Here is a 20,029-nt window from a genome sequence, read left to right as displayed (position 1 = left end):
CTCAAGAGGCATACAGGAGATAGATATGAACCGTTTCGCATTTGCACTCGCATCCGCATCAACCCTCACTTTGGCGGCCCCTACATTCGCCGGAAACCTTGATCCAGCACCGATGGAAGCACCTGTCGCAGTAGCTGTCGTTCCAGTTCAAACAGCTGGCACTGACTGGACTGGCTTTTACGGCGGTCTGTCCGCGGGCTACGGTTGGGGCGACGAGGTTGCCGATGATGCAGACGACGCAACATACGGTCTGTTCGGTGGTTACAACTATGACCTCGGCAACTGGGTTTTGGGCGGCGAACTTGAGTACGCAAAAACAGACTTGGACAACGGTACTGCCGAAATTGATGACATGACACGTTTGAAATTTCGTGCGGGTTATGACCTTGGCAAAGTTGTTGTCTACGGCATCGTTGGCGCAAACTACGCCAACGCGACCATCGGCGGCACAGATTATTCCGACACAGGCGTAAGCTACGGTCTGGGTGCGGATTACGCCTTGTCTGACGCTGTTGTTGCTGGCTTTGAAGTTTTGCAAAACGACTTCAACGAATTTGACGACAGCGGTTCTGACCTGTCTGCAACAACTGTGGGCGCCAAAATCGCTTACCGCTTCTAAAGTGACTGTGGGGTAAATATCTTACCCTGAAGAACACATGGCCCTCGGTCCTTTTTGGGTCGGGGGTTTTGCATTTTTACGTTGATCGACACTTTAGCTCTCGCCAAATCAAATGCAGAACTTCATGTGTGATGAGACGATCTTGCGTGACAATCATCATCGCGCATCAATCTGCGCCCCTTGGCGCTGTGAGGACTTCGAAATGAAAATTGTAATCTATTGTCTTATCATCGTTTTTCTCGCTGCTTTGGCCTATGTGCGTTTGTCGCCCATGGTTGTAGATCGTTGGCATGTCGATCCATTTGAAATTGATCCTCCAAAAGAAGGCGGGGTGTTGCAGCGTTTTTCATCTCAAATGGGCGCGATAGCGACCTTGGAGGCTTACAAAACTGCGGCTTTGGCGACACCGCGCACGGTTGTTTTGGCTGGCTCCCCCTCAGAGGGTCGTATGTCGTTTGTCACACGCACAGCACTGTGGGGTTTCCCCGATGTGACGACGATTGCTGTGCGAGAGACCGCAGACAGTGTTGATGTCGCGATTTTTGCAAGGCTGCGCTTTGGCAAAAGCGATCTGGGCGTGAATGGCAAACGCGTGACGGCATGGCGCGCAAAGGTCGAGCAGGCACAGTGATCGCTATGTATTTTATCGGTCAGGTGGCCTTGGCCCCTTGACCCTGTGGCCCTGAGCGGGCAACACCTTTCCCATGATACCAGAAGAACGCCTACATCAAATCACCCAGCGCTTTGAGTTTATCGAAGCTTCCATGTCGACCGGCGAAGGCGATATCGTGGCTTTGGGCCGCGAATATGCCGAGCTGCGCCCGGTTGTCGATCAAGTCCGCGCCTATATTCAGGTCATCCAAGACATCGAAGATGCCACTGCCATGTTGGATGATCCTGACATGAAAGAGCTGGCCGAGCTTGAGTTGCCAGATCTAAAAGCCCAACTGCCTGTCATCGAAGAGGCGCTGCAAATTGCTTTGCTGCCCAAAGATGCCGCTGACAATGGCTCGGCCATCTTGGAAATTCGCCCAGGTACCGGTGGCGATGAAGCGGGGCTTTTCGCAGGCGACCTGTTGCGCATGTATCAACGCTATGCAGAAAACATGAAATGGAAATTCGACATCATCGAACTGTCTGAGGGCGAATTGGGCGGTGTTAAATCGGTCACCGCCAATGTGGTTGGCGATGGTGTTTTTGCGCGGATGAAATTCGAATCTGGCGTGCACCGCGTGCAACGGGTGCCTGAAACCGAAAGCGGCGGGCGGGTGCATACCTCTGCGGCCACAGTTGCGGTTTTGCCCGAAGCCAAAGATGTCGATATCGATATTCAAGCCAACGACATTCGTATTGATACCATGCGCGCCTCGGGCGCGGGGGGGCAGCACGTCAACACCACAGATTCCGCTGTGCGTATCACCCACTTGCCCACAGGTATCATCGTTGTGTCAGCTGAAAAATCCCAGCACCGCAACCGCGAGATCGCAATGAATGTGCTCAAAGCACGCCTGTACGATATGGAGCGGCAAAAAATTCATGACGAACGCTCTGCGGATCGCAAGTCTCAGGTTGGTTCCGGTGATCGTTCCGAACGCATTCGCACCTATAATTTCCCACAAGGCCGTTTGTCTGACCATCGCATCAATCTGACGCTCTATAAATTGGACGCGGTTATGGGGGGCGATTTGGACGAAATCATTGATGCCTTGATTTCCGACCACCAAGCGACGCTTTTGGCTGAGATGGGTCAATAGACCTCGTGCAAGTGACAGTGCAACAGGCGCTTGTTTTGGCTGCGCGGCGTTTGACTGAGGCAGGTCTCGATGGGGCTGCGCGCGATGCGCGGCTCTTGATGGCCCATGTTTTGCAAATCGATGCCAGCCGGATCACTTTGGTTGCGCCTGAGGCGTTGGATACAGGCGCGCAAACAGCATTTGACACCTGCATCACGCGTCGATGTGCGCGCGAACCTGTTAGTCACATTTTAGGGCGTCGCAGTTTCTATGGCCATGATTTCACGGTCACCCCTGATGTGCTGGACCCACGACCAGAGACCGAAGTTTTGATCGCGGAAGCTTTAAAAAAACCGTTCTCTTCCGTATTAGACTTGGGGGTCGGGTCTGGCGCGATCGTGCTGAGTTTATTGGCAGAGCAGCCCTTGGCCAAAGGGCAGGGCAGTGATCTATCCGCCAAGGCGCTTGCCGTGGCGCAAAGCAATGCCGATCAATTGGGTCTAAGCAGTCGTGTGCGGTTCAGCCAATCCGACTGGTTTGAAAACATCACAGGTCTATTCGATCTGATTGTCTCTAACCCGCCTTATATTGCACTGGATGAAATGCCAGACCTGTCACCAGAGCTGTCGTTTGAACCGCGTATGGCCCTGACGGATGAGGCGGATGGTTTGCAAGCTTACCGCATCATCACCGCAGGCGCCTTGGCGCATCTGCGGCCTCGTGGGCGAATATTGCTAGAAATTGGCCCGACCCAAGGGTCCGCTGTCGCCGATATGCTTTTGGCGCAAGGGTTCAAAGCGGTGCGGATCGTGCCTGATCTTGATGGTCGCGATCGCATCGTGTGTGCTGTGGCCCCTCACTCAAATTCAATTCTATAAGGAAAACATTAGGATTTGATCTCTAAGTTGGGGGAAATTGCCCCAATTGTCCTATAAATAGGGTCATTTCACACAAAACGACTTGTAAAAAAATACCAATCATGTTTACTCACACATGCGCAGGATGGGATTTCTTCCCCCTCGCAGTCACCCAAAACTCTGCTGGTGCTCATCTTGGATCCTTCGGACCCAATGCAGCTTAAGCAGCGTTACGGGCCAGTTTATAGGCCAAATTTTAGGCAAGCCGGGCCAAAGATCCGGCGCAAATAGGCGCGAAAGTCAAAACATATGAGATCTTCGAAAAATCGTTCGCGGTCAAAGCCGAACAATCGCAACAACAACCGCTCTGCGACCAATATCGTCAACCGGACTTATGACAGTTCGGGGCCAGAGGGCAAAGTGCGCGGCACTCCGCAACAGATCATCGAAAAATACAATCAATTGGCGCGCGATGCGCAGTTGAGCAATGACCGTGTTGCCGCTGAAAACTTTCAGCAACACGCTGAGCATTACACACGTTTGCTTGGGGCCGCTCAAAAAGAAATTGAGGCGCAGCGCGAACAACAAGAACGCGAACAACAAGAACGCCGTGAACGCCAAGAGGCCGAACGTCTTGAACGTGCCGCGCGTGCTGAGCGCAACGGTGAACGTAACGATCGTGGTGGTGACCGGTCTGAACGCTCTGATCAAAATGAACGTGCCGAACAAGGGGATCGCCCTGAGCGTTCCGAACGCCCTGCGCGCCGTCCACGTAAAGATCATAACGACACGAACGCGATAGAGACCCCTCGCGCTGCTGCTATTCCTGGTGAGGGGGATCAGCCTGACATTTCGGCACCAGCAACAGCCGCTGTTGTCGAGACACCGGCAGACACAGACACTGGTCTTGTAGAAACACCTGAAGAAGCTCCCAAGCCAAAACGCGCACGCGCACCACGTAAACCGCGCGCCCCACGTGCGCCAAAAGCGGATGCCGTTGCCGAGCCTAAGGTTGAAAAACAGGCCAAAGATAAGGCTGAAGAAGCGCCAAAGCCCACTGGAGAAGCCGCTGAATAAGCGACCTATCTTTGTCTGAGATATGAAACCCGCCATATTTGGCGGGTTTTTTTATGCCATGTTTGAACTGAGGGCAGATTGCTTCATGGTTATTGTATTGCTTTACAGATGACAGCTATCGGCAACATCGCTGCGGGATGCAGACTTTACGTGGTGAATTTGAGCACGACCTCGGGTCGGCCTTATTCGGCTTCAATTTTTCAATCGACGCACCGACAATCGCAGCGCCGATGACAATTGGCACTGGATCGAACTCTTGGTGAATTGCCTTAAGATTTGGCGATTTCGCGTGCCAAAGCACACCAGCCTTCCAACGGCACCTGTTCGGCGCGGTCAGTGGGTTTGATACCGGCGGCGTTCAAGTGGTCTTCGATGTCAGGTTTGACGCCCTTCAAAGAGGCGCGCAGCATTTTGCGACGTTGATTGAACCCTGCGGCAACAATACGTTCAAGCACTTTGGCATCTGCTTCAAAGCGCGGTTTTTCCAACGCTTCAAAATGGACCACGGCAGAGTGTATTTTTGGTGGCGGGGTAAAGGCCTCTGGCGGCAGCTCCATGACCAAACGCGGATTGGTGCGCCATTGACTTAAAATCGCAAGACGTCCGTAGGTTTTGTTGCCCGGCTTTGCGACAATGCGGTTGGCCACTTCGCGTTGAAACATCAATGTTAACGACGCCCAGTAGGGCGGCCATGCGGGCGGGGTCAACCAGCGCACCAGCAATTCAGTGCCCACATTATAGGGCAGGTTCGACACAATACGCACGGGCGCGGTGAGTTGCTCGAGCGGGTTGATTTCTAATGCGTCGGCGTTGATCACTTCCAAGCGCCCTGGGTAGGCGGCTGAAATCTCGGCCAAAGGCCCCATAGCGCGGCTATCTTTTTCAACGGCCAAAACTTTACGTGCGCCTTCGGCCAGCAACCCACGGGTCAGACCACCAGGGCCGGGGCCGACTTCGAGCACATCACATTTTGTCAGATCACCGGCTTGGCGCGCGATCTTGGATGTGAGATTGAGATCGAGCAAAAAGTTTTGCCCTAAAGACTTTTTTGGCACCAAATTATGAGCTTGAAGCACATCGCGCAGGGGCGGAAGCCCATCGAAACTTTTCATGATTTGGGTCCTTGAGCGCAGCGTACAGCCATGTCCCACGCCATATCCAGCGCGGCAATAAGAGAAGTGGGGTTGGCGATGCCTTGGCCTGCAATATCCATCGCCGTGCCGTGATCCGGCGAGGTCCGAATGAAAGGCAGGCCGAGTGTGACGTTCACGCCGCCGTCGAAATCGATCGTCTTGATCGGTATAAGCGCTTGGTCGTGATAGGCGCAAATGGCCACGTCATAACCTGCACGCGCACGGGCGTGGAACATCGTATCAGGCGGCATCGGACCTTTCAGATCAAAGCCTTCACCGCGCAGGCGCGAGATCAATGCCGTCATCCAATCAAGTTCCTCATGGCCCATCGCGCCACCTTCGCCAGCGTGAGGGTTCAGCCCTGCGATGGCGATACGGGGGGCTGTGATCCCCCAATGACGCGCCAAATCATGAGCGGTGATGCGGATGGTGTCTTCTAGAACTTTGGGGGTGAACTGCGTCGGCACGTCTTTAAGCGCGATATGGATGGTCGCAGGCACGACACGCAATTCAGGGCAGGCCAACATCATCACGACGTGATCTGTATTGCCAAGGTCTGCCAGATATTCAGTGTGACCGGGATAGGCAAAATCAGCCCCGTCTTGCAGAATTTTTTTGTGAATAGGCGCTGTACACATGGCGCTGGCTTGACCCGATTGCACCAGTTGAGCGGCGCGTGCAATCACATCAATCACCGCTTGGGCATTGGCGAAATTGGCTTCGCCGGGCACCGCAGGGGCTGCAAAGGCATGGCATAAAACCGGCAAGATGCCCTTGGGGGTGTTAAACGTGTCTTGGGGCTGCGCAATTTCGGCGAAGGGCGTGCCAGCGGGCAAATGTCGAGGGTCGCCGATCCAAAAAAAAGGCACACGCCCTTGCATCACATGTGCGGCTTTGATCGCAACTTCGGGACCAACACCTGCGGGTTCACCGCAGGTGAGGGCAATCGGGGGCACTTGGGTCATTTGCGAACGATGGTGGCATCAGCACGCAGCTCGGCCAAATGGCTTTCCGCCATGGCTGCAATGCGCGCACTTTGCAGGCCCGCTTTGACCGTTTCACGATCTGCACTCGCGGATTTTTCAAAATTGCGTTCACAGAGCATCAAAAACACCAAGGTTTCGCCGTTAGAGCGTGTCAACGCGACCGAGCTTTCTCCTGGATCGAGCTGCGCGAGTTCTTTGGCCACATCACTGGGAATCTCGTTCATTGGCAAACTGTCGACGTCCAAGACGCTTTCTGGCAATGTTTTTGCAACACCGTAAAGGTCGTCGCAGGTGTCAACGCGCGCGCGCAGTTTTGCTGCCGCTTTCAGGCCCGCCTCGGAACGCCCGCCTGCGATGTAATAGGCTGCGTATTCAATGCTTGTGGCGCGTGGAGTAGGGGTGTCAATTTCGGACAGCCCGCGCAGTTGGAAAATACCGATGGCATTGCCTGTGGACAGGGGCGCAGTGATTTCTCCGGGTTTCAAAGTGGTCGCAGCTGCGCGCAGCGGCCCAGGCAGGTTGCCAAGGGGCGTGGGGGTCATACGGCCAGATTTGTCTTTACCGCTCGGCGCAACAGAATATTCACGTGCGGCAGCCGCAAAAGCCGCAATAGATGGATTGGCTGCGATTTGTTTTGCCAAACGTTCAGAGGTTGCACGTTCTGCATCAGTGCGTGCAGGCAGGAAAATTTCAGACATGGACACAAGCAACCCACCTGAGGGGCCGTTGTCGCGCAATGCACGGTCGATGTCAGCTTCGCTCACATTGATGCGGGATACAAAGCGTGCGCGTGCATAGTCGCGCCACGCCAGACCGGACACGACGAAATCGCGAAAGGTTTGACTGGACACGCCATTTTTGTTCAGCAAAGACAAAAATTGTTCCGGCGCAAGGCTCCCACGGGAGGCAAAGTCGTTGATAGACTGTGCGATGGCCTTGTCATCAGGGTTGATATTCGCACGTTTGGCTGCATCGACCTTCAATCGTTCGTCGATCAAAGCGTCAAGCGCCACTTTCTCTGTCACGCCGCCACCGAGAACACTCATCAATTGGACCCGTTGTTGCAACTCGTAAGCTGTCACAACAGAGTCATTGACCTGCGCCACTGGCGCGAACAGGTTTTGCGCAACAGCGGGTAAGACACTGCCGCCAAATGGCACAGCACAAAGACATGCTACATGGACAATGCCTGTGATCTTGGATCGAATGCTCTTCGGTTTCATACCCGCCCTCGCGTCTTGTAATTGGGTCATTTTGTCTTTCATAAGCGGTTTGTGCCTGCGCGCCAAGCGGCCAATTGAAGCGCATAATTTATACGCTAAAACCCGCACGTTCCCTGTGATGATGTTGTTTGATTGCCATAGGCGCCAAAACCGACTGAAATTGAATAGTTTATAGTCGGATCAAGTGAATCCGTATCGGTGTAACGTCGCGAAATGCCCAGTTTTATGCGGGCGCATTCATTGGAATATTCCAGATCTAAACCTGCTGAGGCGGCTTGTGTTTGGTCAAAGTCATATCGGTAATCTAGGCTGGCTGTCCAATTGCCATTCAATTGGATTGAACTGTCTAAACTCAGTTCTGACAAATCTGTATCACGGTTTTCATCGGCGTCGGCCTGTACATAAGAATGCACCAAACCCAACGTATAACGTTCGCGTAAAAGATCCAGCCGTGTTTCCCATTTGTTAACGAACAAATCGCTGTCCAATAAGGCGCGGCTGCTTAGGTATAGGTTACTGTCCAGCTGCGCATAGGCTGCGACCAACAGATCCGATGTGATACCTGACAGTCCTGACACGGCTGTGTAATCTGGGTCGCTTTCATCGGCGATGATGCGTCCGGCAGTGACCCCGTAGGACAAGGCCGGACCTTGATGCGAAAATTTAGCGCCAATGGCCCCACGCGCGCCAAGGCCGCGTCGGTCGCTGCCTGAAAACTGTGACAAGGCTAGCAAATTTCCAGAATCGAATTCGGTCAAAATACTGTCTGAGTTTGGCACATCATCGCCATAGCTTTGCGACCACGACAGTTGCACAATAGGTTCAATCATTTGATATGCGCCGGTGCTGGTGAAACGCTCCAAGGGATAGCTTAACCGCAGCAGTGCCGCAGGTGTGATACGCCCGACATGAGGGTTGTATTCGGAGCTTTGCCAAATGGAATAGGCATCCACGACGGCTGAGACTTGCCCGTCAACGCGAATACCTGGCCCCCAAATGGCACTGTCTTTCCAGCCGAGCTCCGCACTTGTGCGCAGAACATCCATTCCATCTATATCTGTGTCAGATTCTCGGTAAAACGCGCTTGAGGATAGCTCCACCCAAGCCGTGCCACCCAATGTTTCAGGCGAAAAGTAATGTTTGTAAGATGTATCACCGATCAAGAAGGGCAGCGTGTCTTCGATATCAACTTCTGACTCGCGCAGGGTACGAATGTGAATCAATTGCGCATCGAAGGCCGTGTCTGCCCCATACCGTTCCAGCCAGATGCGCGATGTCAGCCTGTCGCCATCATATATGTCATAGTCCAACAAGTATGAAATGTCTGACGTCGCGCGTAGATCGATGCCAAACTGTAAATCATTGCCAACGTCCCATTGGCCATCAACGAACATATATCCGCGCAGCCCGTTGTCGGTCTCATCCGTGCTCAGCGCGCCGTTGATTTCGAGCGTGCCATTGCTGTAAGCCTGTCTATAGCGAAGATCCAAAGAGCGAGCCTCGGTCGCGATAAAGGGCGAAATGGTCAGATCCCGTTGATCCCCCAAAGTGATAAAATAGGGCATCTCAAGGCCCGTTCCAAGGGTCGAGCTGTCACTAAAAACAGGGACTAAAAAACCGGTTGCACGTTCCAAAGTGGGGTCTGGCAAGCGTAATCTCGGCAGAAAAAAGACAGGAACATCCCACAAACGAAGTTGGGCGTCGGTGAAATATATCTGTCGTGCTTCGCTGTCGTGGATCACTTCTGATGCACGAATTTGCCACAGTGGGACAGATGATCCTTCGCAAATTTTACAAGTGGAACTCACCGTGCGCGCCAAGCGTGTGTAGCGCCCGTCGATGCGCTCCATACTGGCGGCGGCCAATTGAAACTGTTGATCAATGACCAACCGCGCCGAGGTCAAAATGCCGTTGCGCAAGTCGGAACTGAGTTCGGCTGCAGAAGCCAGCACAACCGTGTCGCCGCCATTTTGTGACAGATATATCGGGCCATCGATCAACAGGGCGCCTGTGGTGCGATCATATGTAAGGCGCTCAGCAGAGAGCCGTATATCGCCATAGTGGACTTCGACATTGCCAGAGGCAATCAGTTCCGTGCCTGTGAAATTCACAGCGTCCGCCAATAGTGCAGCATTTTGTGTCGCTGTGTCTTGCGCCACAGGGCGTGTGGATGTCACATTTTGCGCCAAAGCAGGAGTGGTCATGGCAACAAAGCAAGAGCCGGTCAGGGCCAGCACCGATAGCCCGTTTGTGACGGCATGGCGCAGCATTTGCGTTGTTTTGCGGCAATTGACAAAGGTCACGGTCACCCATCCTCCAAATGTAGTAAAAGCGCCAATGCGGCCAAAATCACGGCGATCGGCGGGGCCCAAGCGGCCAGCATGACAGGGATTTCGCCGTTCTCGCCCAAAATAGAGACAAAATTGCGTAGGAAGAAAAACGCGAAAGCCAAAAGCAATGCTGTCACCACAAGGCTCGCGGTATTGCCAAAACGGGTGTGCCGCATCGTGAACCCTGCGCCGATGAGCATCATCGCCACCAATGTCAGTGGCAAGGCCAGTTCAGATTGTAGCCACATCTTATAGGACCGCGCCGAAAAGCCAGCTTTCTCTAAGCGGTCAATAAAACTGGGAATTTCCCAAATTGGCACGGCGGAGGGGGTGCTGAATGTATCGTGAATCTCATCAAGCGTTAAGGTTGTGGGTAAGTCAAACTCATCTAAATTTTCAGACAATGCCTCGGGATTGCCGCCTTCACTCAACGGCCAGCGTTTTGCGTTTTTAATTTTCCAAACGCCGGGTTCCAAGCGCGCGCTGGAAGCTTCTAACCGAAACTCAGGCGCGCCATCATTGGAAAAGCCCAAAAACGTGACGTCAAATAAAGTCGATCCATCCAAGTTTGATTGGCTGGCGCGCACAACGATTTGACCATCTTCACTGCCTTGGCGCAGCCATAGACCTTCGTCAGAGACAGAAAATATTTGGCTATTTTCTTCAAGGTATTGGCTTTTGAGACGGTCAAACTCGCGTGAAGTTGCAGACGCGAGCGGGTTTAAAATCGCAACGACCAAAACGCCGATGAGAAACGTCATAAGCAAAGGCGCTTTTAAGGCGCGCATCGCCGAGCGACCTGCCGCGCGGGTGACAACCAATTCTGACGAGCGGGCCAAACCTAAGAACAGTACCAAGGTTGAAATGATGATGACAATCGGAAAAATTTTGTACAGTGTAAATGGAATGCGCAGCACGGATAGATAGAACAAAGTGCCAAGCGATAGCTCGGCTGACCCGAAAATTCTGATCTGTTCAATCATTTCAATCATCAAAGTGATCGTGCATAAAATGCCTGCGACTGTGGCCAAAGCCATTAGCGTTTTGCGCGCGAAATACAGATGCAAAATCATTGCGATGTCTCCGCTTTGGTTTTGGGTAATTTTTTGCGAAACACATTTGGATTTGCAGAATACCATAGCAAGGCAGCCGTGATGAGCAAGCCAGCCCCAACAGCCATATAAAGCTGTGGCCAGTCATTCGGATCGCGGCGCGTGGCTGAAATACCTACGCTGTCGATTGATTTGACAAAAATTAACAATGCAAAGGACAGAAAAATCTGACGCCACAGGCCAAAGCGCGAAAACCCGCCGACAATCAAACCGGCAAATCCTATAAGCGGCGCGACAATCGACAGCAAAGCTTTGGCGGTTCGGTCATGAATTGTTTTGCGCATTTCTGCGGGGTCTTCACCTGTTTCTGTCAGAACCGCGCTGCGAGATGTCATCATTTCATAGGTTGAAATCGCACGCAAAGCGCGTTGCGATGTGGAGGTGGTATTTAAAAAGCCGCCAAGCCCATAGGCAAAGCTTTTGAACGTGGTGACGGATAGCTTTTTACTGACGCGATCATATTCATGAGACTCGCCATCAAACATCAATAAAACGGGCCCGTCGTCTTCTTTGACAATCAAAGCGCGGCGGGCCAAAAAGTTTCTGCGGACACCGTCCGTGCGGTTATCCGACAAGTAGATATCGAATAATTCGCCCGAGGGGGGAATTTCTCTGACATAAAATGTGACCCCTTTGATGGGATGCACAAAAGAGCCTTCGGTCAAAAGTTTTGCAGTGATGTCGCGTGAAATTTCTGCGGAGCGCAGCGACAATTCACGCTGCGCCAGTGGCGCAAGGGCGTGGGTGAGGCTTGCCACCATCAAGGTGACGAGAATCCCAAACACCAAAACAGGGCGCGCCAGCCGCCACGGGCTATAACCGGTCGCTTGGACAACAACCAATTCAGATTCCGAACTCATGCGATTGATCGCGAATACGGCCGCAATGAACGCGGTGATGGGCAAGACATCTGAGATGAGTGAGGGCAGACCAAGGGTGGTCACTTGTAAAAAGGTCGTAATCGATTGTCCGTCGCCCATGAGGCGATCCAAAAGAATGACAGCCTTATTGACCCAAAATACCAAGACAAGGATTAGGGAAAACAGTCCAAACAACATCAAGAGTTGGTGGAGCAAGTATTTGTCGAATCTACCCAAAATATTCCCCAAGGCGCCTTTAAGTGACATGACTTTATCTGCACAACGCGTTGTCCGAAACCCATAATGCGCTCATATAATTTTGCCGACAAGCGGAGCGCCGCGTAAAAAGCCGCGCTTGTTCCTCTGGCAATGCGCGCAAAGGATCGCTACCTAATGGGAAAAGGAATGGTTTGGGCGCGAAGCGGCCAGACAAAAGATATCTATTCAAAGATCCAAACAGGAGCACGCCCATGACAACCCCCGCAACACTTTCGGTGACCCATCTTGATCTGGACGCAATCGCAACCTTCAATGGCCGCGTGGCTGTGATCGTGCCAACCGATGGCAAGTTGAGCGCACCTGCGCAGCGGGTGAACAAGCTGACCAAAGGCGCGGTGAAGCGGTTCGTTGCAAGTGATGCCTTTGAGGCGCTGGCCGAAGGCGGTCTGCAAGAACTCGCTTTTCCTGTGGGTTTAGAGGCCGAAGCCGTGCTTATCATTAAATTGGACCGCACGGCTGGCACGCAATTGGCCCGCAAAGCTGGGGCTGCGATTGGCGCTGCGTTGAATAAAAAAGATGCCTTGGTTTTGTCCGGTTCAGTCAAACGCGCCTCTGATGTGGCGCTAGGGGCTTTGCTTAAAGCCTATGCCTTTACAGATCACAAATCTGAAGGTCCGGCAGCTGAGGTGCCAACGGTGACATTTGCTGTGAGCAAACCCGAAGACATCGACGCAGATGCTGTGACGGCTTTGGCACAAGGAGTATTTTTCACGCGTGATCTGGTGTCCGAACCGGCAAATGTTTTGACCACCACAGAATTCGCAAGTCGCCTTAAAGACTTGGAAACACTCGGTGTCGAGGTCGAAGTGCTAGAGGAATCCGACTTGGAAGCCCTCGGCATGCGCACTTTGCTGGCTGTTGGCCAAGGCTCGCGCAGCCCATCCAAGGTGGTGGTGATGCAGTGGAAAGGCGGCCAAGACGAGGCGCCTTTGGCGCTTGTTGGCAAAGGCGTTGTCTTTGATACAGGCGGCATCTCGATCAAACCCGCTGGTGGCATGGAAGACATGACCATGGATATGGGCGGCGCTGGCGTTGTCTCTGGCGTGATGAAATCACTGGCCCTGCGCAAAGCGCCGGCCAATGTGGTTGGTTTGGTCGGCATCGTTGAAAACATGCCCGATGGCAATGCGATCCGCCCCGGTGATGTGATCAAATCCATGAAAGGCGATACTGTCGAGATCATCAACACCGACGCCGAAGGGCGCATGGTTCTGTGTGATGTCATGTGGTACACACAAGAGCGTTTTGCGCCCAGTGGCATGATCGATCTGGCGACCCTGACAGGGGCGATTATCGTTGGACTTGGCCATGAAAACGCAGGTGTGTTTTCCAACAATGATGCGTTTTGTAATGCCTTCCTCAAATCTGCATCAACGGAATCCGAGGGCGCATGGCGCATGCCTTTGGGGCAAGCCTATGATGATCAACTGAAATCTCACATTGCGGATATGAAAAACGTTGGCACGCGGGCAGGCGGGTCTATCACGGCCGCGCAATACTTGCAGCGTTTTGTCAAAGATGGCACGCCTTGGATTCACCTCGATATTGCTGGGGTGGCCTCGGTTAAGGCGCCGACAGATTTGTCCCCGAAAGGTGCGACTGGATGGGGTGTTTTGGCGCTCAATCGCCTGATCGATGATCTGACAGCCGCAGGCGAGGCTTAAATCATGGGGGCGGCCTTTTTCTATCACCTCACACGCAATCCTTTGCCCGTGACTTTGGCAAGTTTGGCCGAAAAGTCGCTTGGGGCAGGGTGGCGTGTCGAGGTGCGAGGCCGCTCTGAAGCACAATTGAAATCCCTCGATGCGGCCTTGTGGCTGCACGAGGGGTTTCTTCCGCACGGTTTGGCGGGCGGTGCGCATGACGCGGCGCAGCCGATCTTGCTCACGACTGCTGTTGACGGGGCAAGTGAGGGCAATGATGCGCGCTGTATTATGTGTGTGGGCGGCGCTGAAATTTCCCCCGAAGACATCGCCGCAGCAGATCGCGTTTGTATCTTGTTTGACGGTCATGACGGGGCAGCATTGGAACATGCGCGCGGTCAATGGAAAAGCCTGACGGCCGCAGGCACTCAGGCGCAATATTGGTCCGAGGAAAGCGGAAAATGGCAAATGAAAGCGCAGCACCCTAAGCCTAAAGAAGAGTGATACTTCAACGTGTTAGAGTGAGTTTCTGACGTGATATTTCAATCTTTTCGAACCGGTGTAAATAATCCATACCCAGCAAAGATCCAAACAAATCCCCATCGGTCACATAGGCGCGCACATCGCTGTCTTGCACGCCACCAACATTCAGCGTGTCAATTGACACAACCGAAGTTTTGACCGCTCCATTTGCTGTATTTGCGATGCCCGTATAGGTCAGATCATCAATCTTGACCCCTGCTTTTTCAGCATCCGCATGAGACAAAACAACATTAGACGCGCCTGTGTCGACCAGAAATTCGATAGGCGTTCCGTTCACCTCTGCGATCAACACAAACTGCCCACTGCTATCTTTGGGAATTTCAATAACGCCATTGCCATGGGTGATTTGCACTGGCGCAAGACGTGGCGCAATGTCTTGCCATAAGCCATAGCCCGCCAGCACGCCGATGAAAATCAGTGCCCATAAAATCATGTGGCGCAGCATTTGCCCCAATGCCCGTCTGTAGGCCACAAGCGTATAAACGGTCACTGTGCAAAGCAGGATCGCGAGATAGAAAAAACGTGCGGTGTCAAAACTGTCCATTCCCCATAGATAGGGGCGTTGATGGCAGATGTCAGTAGGGCAATGCGCCCACCTCACGCAAACCATCTAAAATAAATTGCACAGACAGGGCCGCAAGCAACATGCCAAGAATACGAGTGATCACATTGACACCCGTCGGCCCCAAAGCGCGTTCTAACAAGCCGCCCATGATAAACAGTGCAAATGCGATCAGTAAAACCACTGCAAGCACACCAAAAACGGAAGCAAAAGCCAACGTCGTCTCTGTCTGCCCTGTCAACAAAATCATCGACGCAATGGCTCCAGGGCCCGCGATCAATGGCGTAGCAAGTGGGAAAACAGATGGGTCATCTTCGGAAATATCGGGTTGGTTGGCTTGATCTTCGCGGCGTTTGGTGCGGCGTTCAAACAACATATCCAGCGCTGTTAGGAACAATAAAATCCCGCCAGCCATGCGAAACGCTGGCATGGAAATACCCGCAAAGCCCAAGACAGCTTCGCCGAAAAAACCAAACAAAATCAGTACACCGAACCCGACTAAAATCGCGCGCACTGCAATCGTGCGGCGTGCTTGCCTGTTCGATCCTGCTGTCAGCGACACAAATATAGGCATCAATCCAATTGGATCAATAATCACAAAAAGTGTCACAAAGGCTGTCAGCAGGAAGTTCAGGTCCATGGTTAGCTTTCGGCTTTTTCAAGTTTCTCCAATGCGGCCATCCACAACTCTTCGGCGCGATCTTTGGCATCGCAGACTTCGTTGTATTTTTTTTGCCATAAGACAGCAGAGGGCTTGTCATCATACAGTGCAGGATCAGCGAGTTTGATTTCAAGCTTTTTCGCCATCTCGTTGATTTTGGCCATGCGTTGTTCACATTTGCGTGCCTCAGAGCGCAGCGCAAGAATTTCATCACGGGTGAACACGCGTTTGGCAGGGGCCGCAGGCTTGGGTTTGGCCTTTGGTTTACGCCCGACTTTGTTTTTGTCATCCCCTTGCAGCAAAAGCTTGCGGTAGGTGTCCAAATCGTCGTCATAAGGGGTCACGCGCCCATCTTTGACCAACCACAAACGGTCCGCCACAAGGCTGAGCAAGTGCATGTCGTGTGTGACCAAAATCACCGCGCCCGTATAAGCGGTCAGCGCCTCAACAAGTGCTTCGCGGCTTTCAATGTCCAAGTGGTTGGTCGGCTCATCGAGGATCAACAAATGCGGCGCATCTAGTGTCGCAAGTAACAAAGACAAGCGCGCCTTTTGACCGCCCGACAGACGCCCCACTTTGGTGTCCGCTTGATCCGCACCCAAACCAAACCCAGCCAGTTTTGCGCGCAATTTTGGACCAAAGACACCGGGCATGGCGGGGGCCAAATGCTGCAACGGGGTCTCGTCAAAATTCAACTCTTCGACTTGGTGCTGCGCAAAGAACCCGATTCGCAACTTGTTGTGCCGCTTGAGTTTTCCACCCATGGGCTCCAACGCATTTGACAGCAACTTTGACAGGGTCGATTTGCCTTCACCGTTGCGGCCCAGAAGTGCGATACGGTCGTCTTGGTCGATACGCAAATCAAGTTTGCCCAAAATCTGTTTGCCGTCATAACCAACAGAGGCGCCTTCCATGTTGATGATGGGGGGCGACAATTCTTCGGGCTCTGGGAAGGTGAAAACCACGCGCGCCGCATCTTCGGGGGCGGTGATTTTTTCCATCTTTTCAAGCTGTTTTACACGAGACTGGGCTTGTTTCGCTTTCGAGGCCTTCGCCTTAAACCGATCCACAAAGCTTTGCAGGTGCTCACGTGCTGCATCTTGCTTTTTGGCGGCTGCCGCAATGACAGCGCGCTTTGCGGCGCGGGTCTTGGCAAAGTCATCATATCCGCCTGTGTAAAGTGTTAATTTTTTGCTTTCCAAATGGACAATCGAGTCCACAGCACGGTTGAGCAGAGCACGGTCGTGCGAGATCAGCAAAACTGTATGCGGGTATTTGCCCAAATAGGTTTCAAGCCACAAAGCGCCCTCAAGATCGAGGTAGTTGGTCGGCTCGTCGAGCAGCAAAAAGTCAGGCTGCGAGAACAAAACACCCGCCAAAGCCACACGCATCCGCCAGCCACCAGAAAAGGCAGAGCAGGGCATGTAGATTTCTTCTTCGGTAAATCCCAGACCGCGCAATAAAGATGCGGCACGCCCTTCGGCACTCCAAGCGTCGATATCCGCCAGACGAGTCTGGATTTCTGCGATGCGCATCGGGTCTGTGGCTGTTTCGGATTCGATCATCAAAGATGCGCGCTCTTTGTCTTCGGCCAACACCGTATCCAAAAGAGACACCTCGTTGCCGGGCACCTCTTGGGCGACACCACCGATGCGCGCCCGAGTGGGCAGCTCGATTGATCCGTTGTCCAAGGGCATCTCGCCGCGCAACAATTTAAACAGCGTGGACTTGCCCGCACCGTTGCGACCGACGATACCAACCTTGTGGCCCGTTGGGATGGTGACAGTGGCGCCTTCAAACAGGGTGCGCCCTTCAACCGAATATGTGATGTCTTGAATTTTAAGCATGGGGAGCGAGTGCCATGAGAATGGCATAAGGTCAATTGCGGATTTACAGCAGTTTGGAAACGCAACCCGAATCTATCAGCTTTTCATCGAGCCAAAGTCCGCGCTGTGTTCATCGCAGGGAGGGACGCAAAGCGATTTATATTAAAACAAAACGTGACGAACTGTTTTAAACGATGCGTCAGGTTTTGTTTTCACCCCTTAGAAAATAAGGAGTAAACAGGATGTTTGGTAGGCCCGGCAGGACTTGAACCCGCAACCAAAGCGTTATGAGCGCTCTGCTCTAACCAGTTGAGCTACAGGCCCGCCGAGGACGTGAATATGGCGAGTTGCGAGGCGGGTCAAGGGGGGGGGAAGACAGAAAAGTTCGGGGAACCCCAATTAATTGCGGTCACGATGTTCCGTCCTGCACAGGACATAAAGTTATAACAGTCGAAAAGTCGCTGGCTCGAAACATCCGCTTGAGTGTTTCGTATTAGCAGTCTGATGGGGATGTGTTGTGATTTCGCCGTGGGGAGGCGCAGGTTTATGATCAATTTTATGATTAAGACGTGTACGATCAATACGAATACGCCCAACACGAATGCAATAAAAACCAAAAGCGCGAGGACACTGCCAGCTCTGTGCGTCAAAACTGTATTTATGGCCGCTAAAAAATTGAACATACTGGCTGTGATCATAGCGCCAAAATGGAAACAGCGCTGACCTTAAGTAAAGCCCGCGCGCGTGACTATGACAAGCAATCGGTGCTTTTGCTTTCCTTACGCCAAGAACTGCGATAAAGCGCGGGGCAAATGATGACAAAGCGGTGTGTTCTGACAGAGAGCACGCACACGCCGCAGGTGAGTTTGGGGACTATAGATCATGAGCGACGCAAAAAACGGCCTAACATATGCAGACGCCGGTGTGGATATTGACGCGGGCAATGCGCTTGTTGAACGGATCAAACCCGCAGCCAAGAAAACTGCGCGTTCAGGCGTGATGGCGGGCTTGGGCGGTTTTGGTGCTTTGTTTGACCTCAAAGGGGCAGGCTACACCGATCCGATCCTTGTGGCGGCAACCGACGGTGTTGGCACCAAGCTGCGCATCGCGATTGACACGGGCAATATGGCCACCATCGGCATCGATTTGGTGGCCATGTGTGTGAACGATCTGGTCTGTCAGGGCGCGGAACCTTTGTTCTTTCTCGACTACTTTGCCACGGGCAAACTTGAGCTGGATCAAGCGACAGACATCATCAACGGTATAGCCAAGGGCTGTGAGCTGTCCGGCTGTGCGTTGATCGGCGGCGAGACTGCCGAGATGCCTGGCATGTACCATGACGGCGATTTCGACCTCGCGGGGTTCTCCGTTGGAGCTATGGAGCGCGGCGAAGACTTGCCTGCGGGCGTCAAAGAAGGTGACGTGTTGATCGGTTTGGCGTCAGATGGCGTGCACTCCAACGGCTATTCTCTCGTGCGCAAAACGGTTGAAGTCTCTGGTCTGGCTTGGGACGATAAAGCGCCATTCGGCGAGGCGTCTTTGGGCGAAGAACTCTTGAAACCGACGCGTCTTTACGTGAAACAAACTTTGGCGGCTATCCGTGCTGGTGGCGTTCACGCGCTGGCGCATATCACGGGCGGCGGTTTAACCGAAAACTTGCCACGGGTTTTGCCTGAGGGTTTAGGCGCAGATATCGATTTGTCGTCTTGGACTTTGCCGCCTGTGTTTGCTTGGATTGCGGATGTGGCCGGTTTGGCTGAATCTGAAATGCTCAAGACGTTCAATGCAGGTGTTGGTATGGTCTTGTCTGTTGATGCGGACAAAGCTGACGCGATCATCGCATTGCTGCAAGGTGAGGGCGAAACCGTTTACACCCTTGGTACAGTGACGGCAGGTGCGGGCGTGCGCTATTCTGGCAAATTGGTCTAAAAGGGCAGGCTTCGTGAAAAAAGTTGCGATCCTGATCTCTGGCAGTGGCTCTAATATGGTGACGCTGGCGCAGTCTATGACCGGCGATCACCCTGCGCGGCCTTGCGTTGTGCTGTCCAATCGCCCCGATGCAGGAGGGCTGGCCAAGGCTGAGGCCTTGGGCATTCCGACAGTGGTTGTGGATCATAAAGACTACAAAGGCGATCGCGCAGCTTTTGATACGGCGGTCATGGAGGCGCTCGCACCTTATGATCCTGATGTGGTGGCGTTGGCTGGGTTCATGCGTATTCTTACGCCTGAATTTATCTCGCATTTCGCCGGTAAGATGCTGAATATTCATCCATCTTTGTTACCCAAATACAAAGGCTTGCACACTCATCAACGCGCGATTGACGCGGGCGATGAGGCGGCGGGGTGTTCCGTGCATGAGGTGACCGCCGAACTCGATGGCGGGCCTATTTTGGCGCAGGGCCGCGTTCCTATCTTGGCAGGTGATACGGCTGATGCCTTGGCCGCACGGGTCTTGCCGGTTGAGCACAGGCTCTATCCTGAGACTTTGCGGCGCTTTGTGTCGGGGGATCGCACACGGGTCGATGTTTAGGCAAACGCGCGCTATATCAGGGCGCGTTTTCGACATCGAGACCTATCTGCTTTTC

Annotated in this window: 18 protein-coding genes and 1 tRNA gene; 9 read left to right on the top strand and 10 right to left on the bottom strand. The window is 53.1% G+C overall.

What is annotated here, in order from left to right; all coding sequences use genetic code 11:
- The first annotated feature begins 25 nt into the window (after positions 1-25).
- From KO503_RS12720 to KO503_RS12700, 5 genes are all read left to right on the top strand, one after another.
- Positions 26-619, top strand: coding sequence for an outer membrane protein (locus KO503_RS12720; RefSeq protein ID WP_215991922.1), 594 nt, complete (start codon positions 26-28; stop codon positions 617-619).
- Between the two features lie 202 nt (positions 620-821).
- Positions 822-1,250 carry a DUF1499 domain-containing protein gene (locus KO503_RS12715; protein ID WP_215991921.1) on the top strand — a complete coding sequence of 143 codons (429 nt, stop codon included), beginning with the start codon at positions 822-824 and terminating at the stop codon, positions 1,248-1,250.
- Between the two features lie 73 nt (positions 1,251-1,323).
- Entirely contained in the window at positions 1,324-2,373 is a 1,050-nt protein-coding gene (gene prfA / locus KO503_RS12710) for a peptide chain release factor 1 (protein WP_215991920.1), read from the top strand.
- An 11-nt stretch (positions 2,374-2,384) separates the two neighbouring features.
- Positions 2,385-3,230, top strand: coding sequence for a peptide chain release factor N(5)-glutamine methyltransferase (gene prmC, locus KO503_RS12705; RefSeq protein WP_215991919.1), 846 nt, complete (start codon positions 2,385-2,387; stop codon positions 3,228-3,230).
- Positions 3,231-3,518: 288 nt separating this feature from the next.
- On the top strand, positions 3,519-4,286 hold the full coding sequence (locus tag KO503_RS12700; protein WP_215991918.1) for a DUF4167 domain-containing protein: 768 nt from the start codon (positions 3,519-3,521) through the stop codon (positions 4,284-4,286).
- A gap of 269 nt (positions 4,287-4,555) precedes the next feature.
- Here the strand turns inward: KO503_RS12700 and rsmA are convergent, their stop codons facing one another.
- From rsmA to KO503_RS12670, 6 genes are all read right to left on the bottom strand, one after another.
- Entirely contained in the window at positions 4,556-5,398 is an 843-nt protein-coding gene (gene rsmA / locus KO503_RS12695) for a 16S rRNA (adenine(1518)-N(6)/adenine(1519)-N(6))-dimethyltransferase RsmA (protein ID WP_215991917.1), read from the bottom strand.
- The gene (gene pdxA, locus KO503_RS12690; protein WP_215991916.1) at positions 5,395-6,384 is read right to left on the bottom strand and encodes a 4-hydroxythreonine-4-phosphate dehydrogenase PdxA; all 990 of its coding nucleotides are present in this window, start codon (positions 6,382-6,384) and stop codon (positions 5,395-5,397) included. Before pdxA ends, rsmA begins: the two co-directional genes overlap by 4 nt.
- Complete coding sequence (locus tag KO503_RS12685) at positions 6,381-7,628, bottom strand: peptidylprolyl isomerase (protein WP_215991915.1); 1,248 nt, start codon at positions 7,626-7,628, stop codon at positions 6,381-6,383. Before KO503_RS12685 ends, pdxA begins: the two co-directional genes overlap by 4 nt.
- A 95-nt stretch (positions 7,629-7,723) precedes the next feature.
- Entirely contained in the window at positions 7,724-9,937 is a 2,214-nt protein-coding gene (locus KO503_RS18035) for an LPS-assembly protein LptD (protein WP_215991914.1), read from the bottom strand.
- Positions 9,934-11,031: an LPS export ABC transporter permease LptG gene (gene lptG, locus KO503_RS12675; RefSeq protein WP_215991913.1), complete on the bottom strand. Its 1,098-nt coding sequence runs from the start codon at positions 11,029-11,031 to the stop codon at positions 9,934-9,936. Before lptG ends, KO503_RS18035 begins: the two co-directional genes overlap by 4 nt.
- On the bottom strand, positions 11,028-12,197 hold the full coding sequence (locus KO503_RS12670) for an LptF/LptG family permease (RefSeq protein ID WP_215991912.1): 1,170 nt from the start codon (positions 12,195-12,197) through the stop codon (positions 11,028-11,030). Before KO503_RS12670 ends, lptG begins: the two co-directional genes overlap by 4 nt.
- A gap of 203 nt (positions 12,198-12,400) precedes the next feature.
- On the opposite strand from KO503_RS12670, the gene KO503_RS12665 reads away from it, so the two are divergent.
- Positions 12,401-13,873 (top strand): leucyl aminopeptidase, encoded by a 1,473-nt coding sequence (locus tag KO503_RS12665; protein ID WP_215991911.1) that lies wholly within the window; start codon positions 12,401-12,403, stop codon positions 13,871-13,873.
- A 3-nt stretch (positions 13,874-13,876) separates the two neighbouring features.
- Entirely contained in the window at positions 13,877-14,356 is a 480-nt protein-coding gene (locus tag KO503_RS12660) for a DNA polymerase III subunit chi (protein WP_215991910.1), read from the top strand.
- A 4-nt stretch (positions 14,357-14,360) separates the two neighbouring features.
- On the opposite strand, the gene KO503_RS12655 is transcribed toward KO503_RS12660, so the two are convergent.
- From KO503_RS12655 to KO503_RS12640, 4 genes are all read right to left on the bottom strand, one after another.
- Positions 14,361-14,939, bottom strand: coding sequence for a retropepsin-like aspartic protease family protein (locus KO503_RS12655; RefSeq protein WP_215991909.1), 579 nt, complete (start codon positions 14,937-14,939; stop codon positions 14,361-14,363).
- A 31-nt stretch (positions 14,940-14,970) separates the two neighbouring features.
- Positions 14,971-15,597: a MarC family protein gene (locus tag KO503_RS12650; RefSeq protein ID WP_215991908.1), complete on the bottom strand. Its 627-nt coding sequence runs from the start codon at positions 15,595-15,597 to the stop codon at positions 14,971-14,973.
- A gap of 2 nt (positions 15,598-15,599) precedes the next feature.
- Complete coding sequence (locus tag KO503_RS12645) at positions 15,600-17,465, bottom strand: ABC-F family ATP-binding cassette domain-containing protein (protein WP_215991907.1); 1,866 nt, start codon at positions 17,463-17,465, stop codon at positions 15,600-15,602.
- 226 nt (positions 17,466-17,691) lie between these two features.
- A tRNA-Ile gene (locus KO503_RS12640) sits at positions 17,692-17,768 on the bottom strand.
- A 558-nt stretch (positions 17,769-18,326) separates the two neighbouring features.
- Here KO503_RS12640 and purM point away from each other — a divergent pair.
- Positions 18,327-19,373: a phosphoribosylformylglycinamidine cyclo-ligase gene (gene purM, locus KO503_RS12635; protein WP_215991906.1), complete on the top strand. Its 1,047-nt coding sequence runs from the start codon at positions 18,327-18,329 to the stop codon at positions 19,371-19,373.
- Positions 19,374-19,386: 13 nt separating this feature from the next.
- Complete coding sequence (gene purN / locus KO503_RS12630) at positions 19,387-19,974, top strand: phosphoribosylglycinamide formyltransferase (RefSeq protein ID WP_215991905.1); 588 nt, start codon at positions 19,387-19,389, stop codon at positions 19,972-19,974.
- The last annotated feature ends 55 nt before the right edge of the window (positions 19,975-20,029 follow it).

Origin of the sequence: Pacificibacter marinus, from assembly GCF_018860505.1 — a bacterium.
GTDB classification, from domain to species: Bacteria; Pseudomonadota; Alphaproteobacteria; order Rhodobacterales; family Rhodobacteraceae; genus Celeribacter; species Celeribacter marinus_B.
This window is presented reverse-complemented; position numbering and strand designations above follow the sequence as displayed.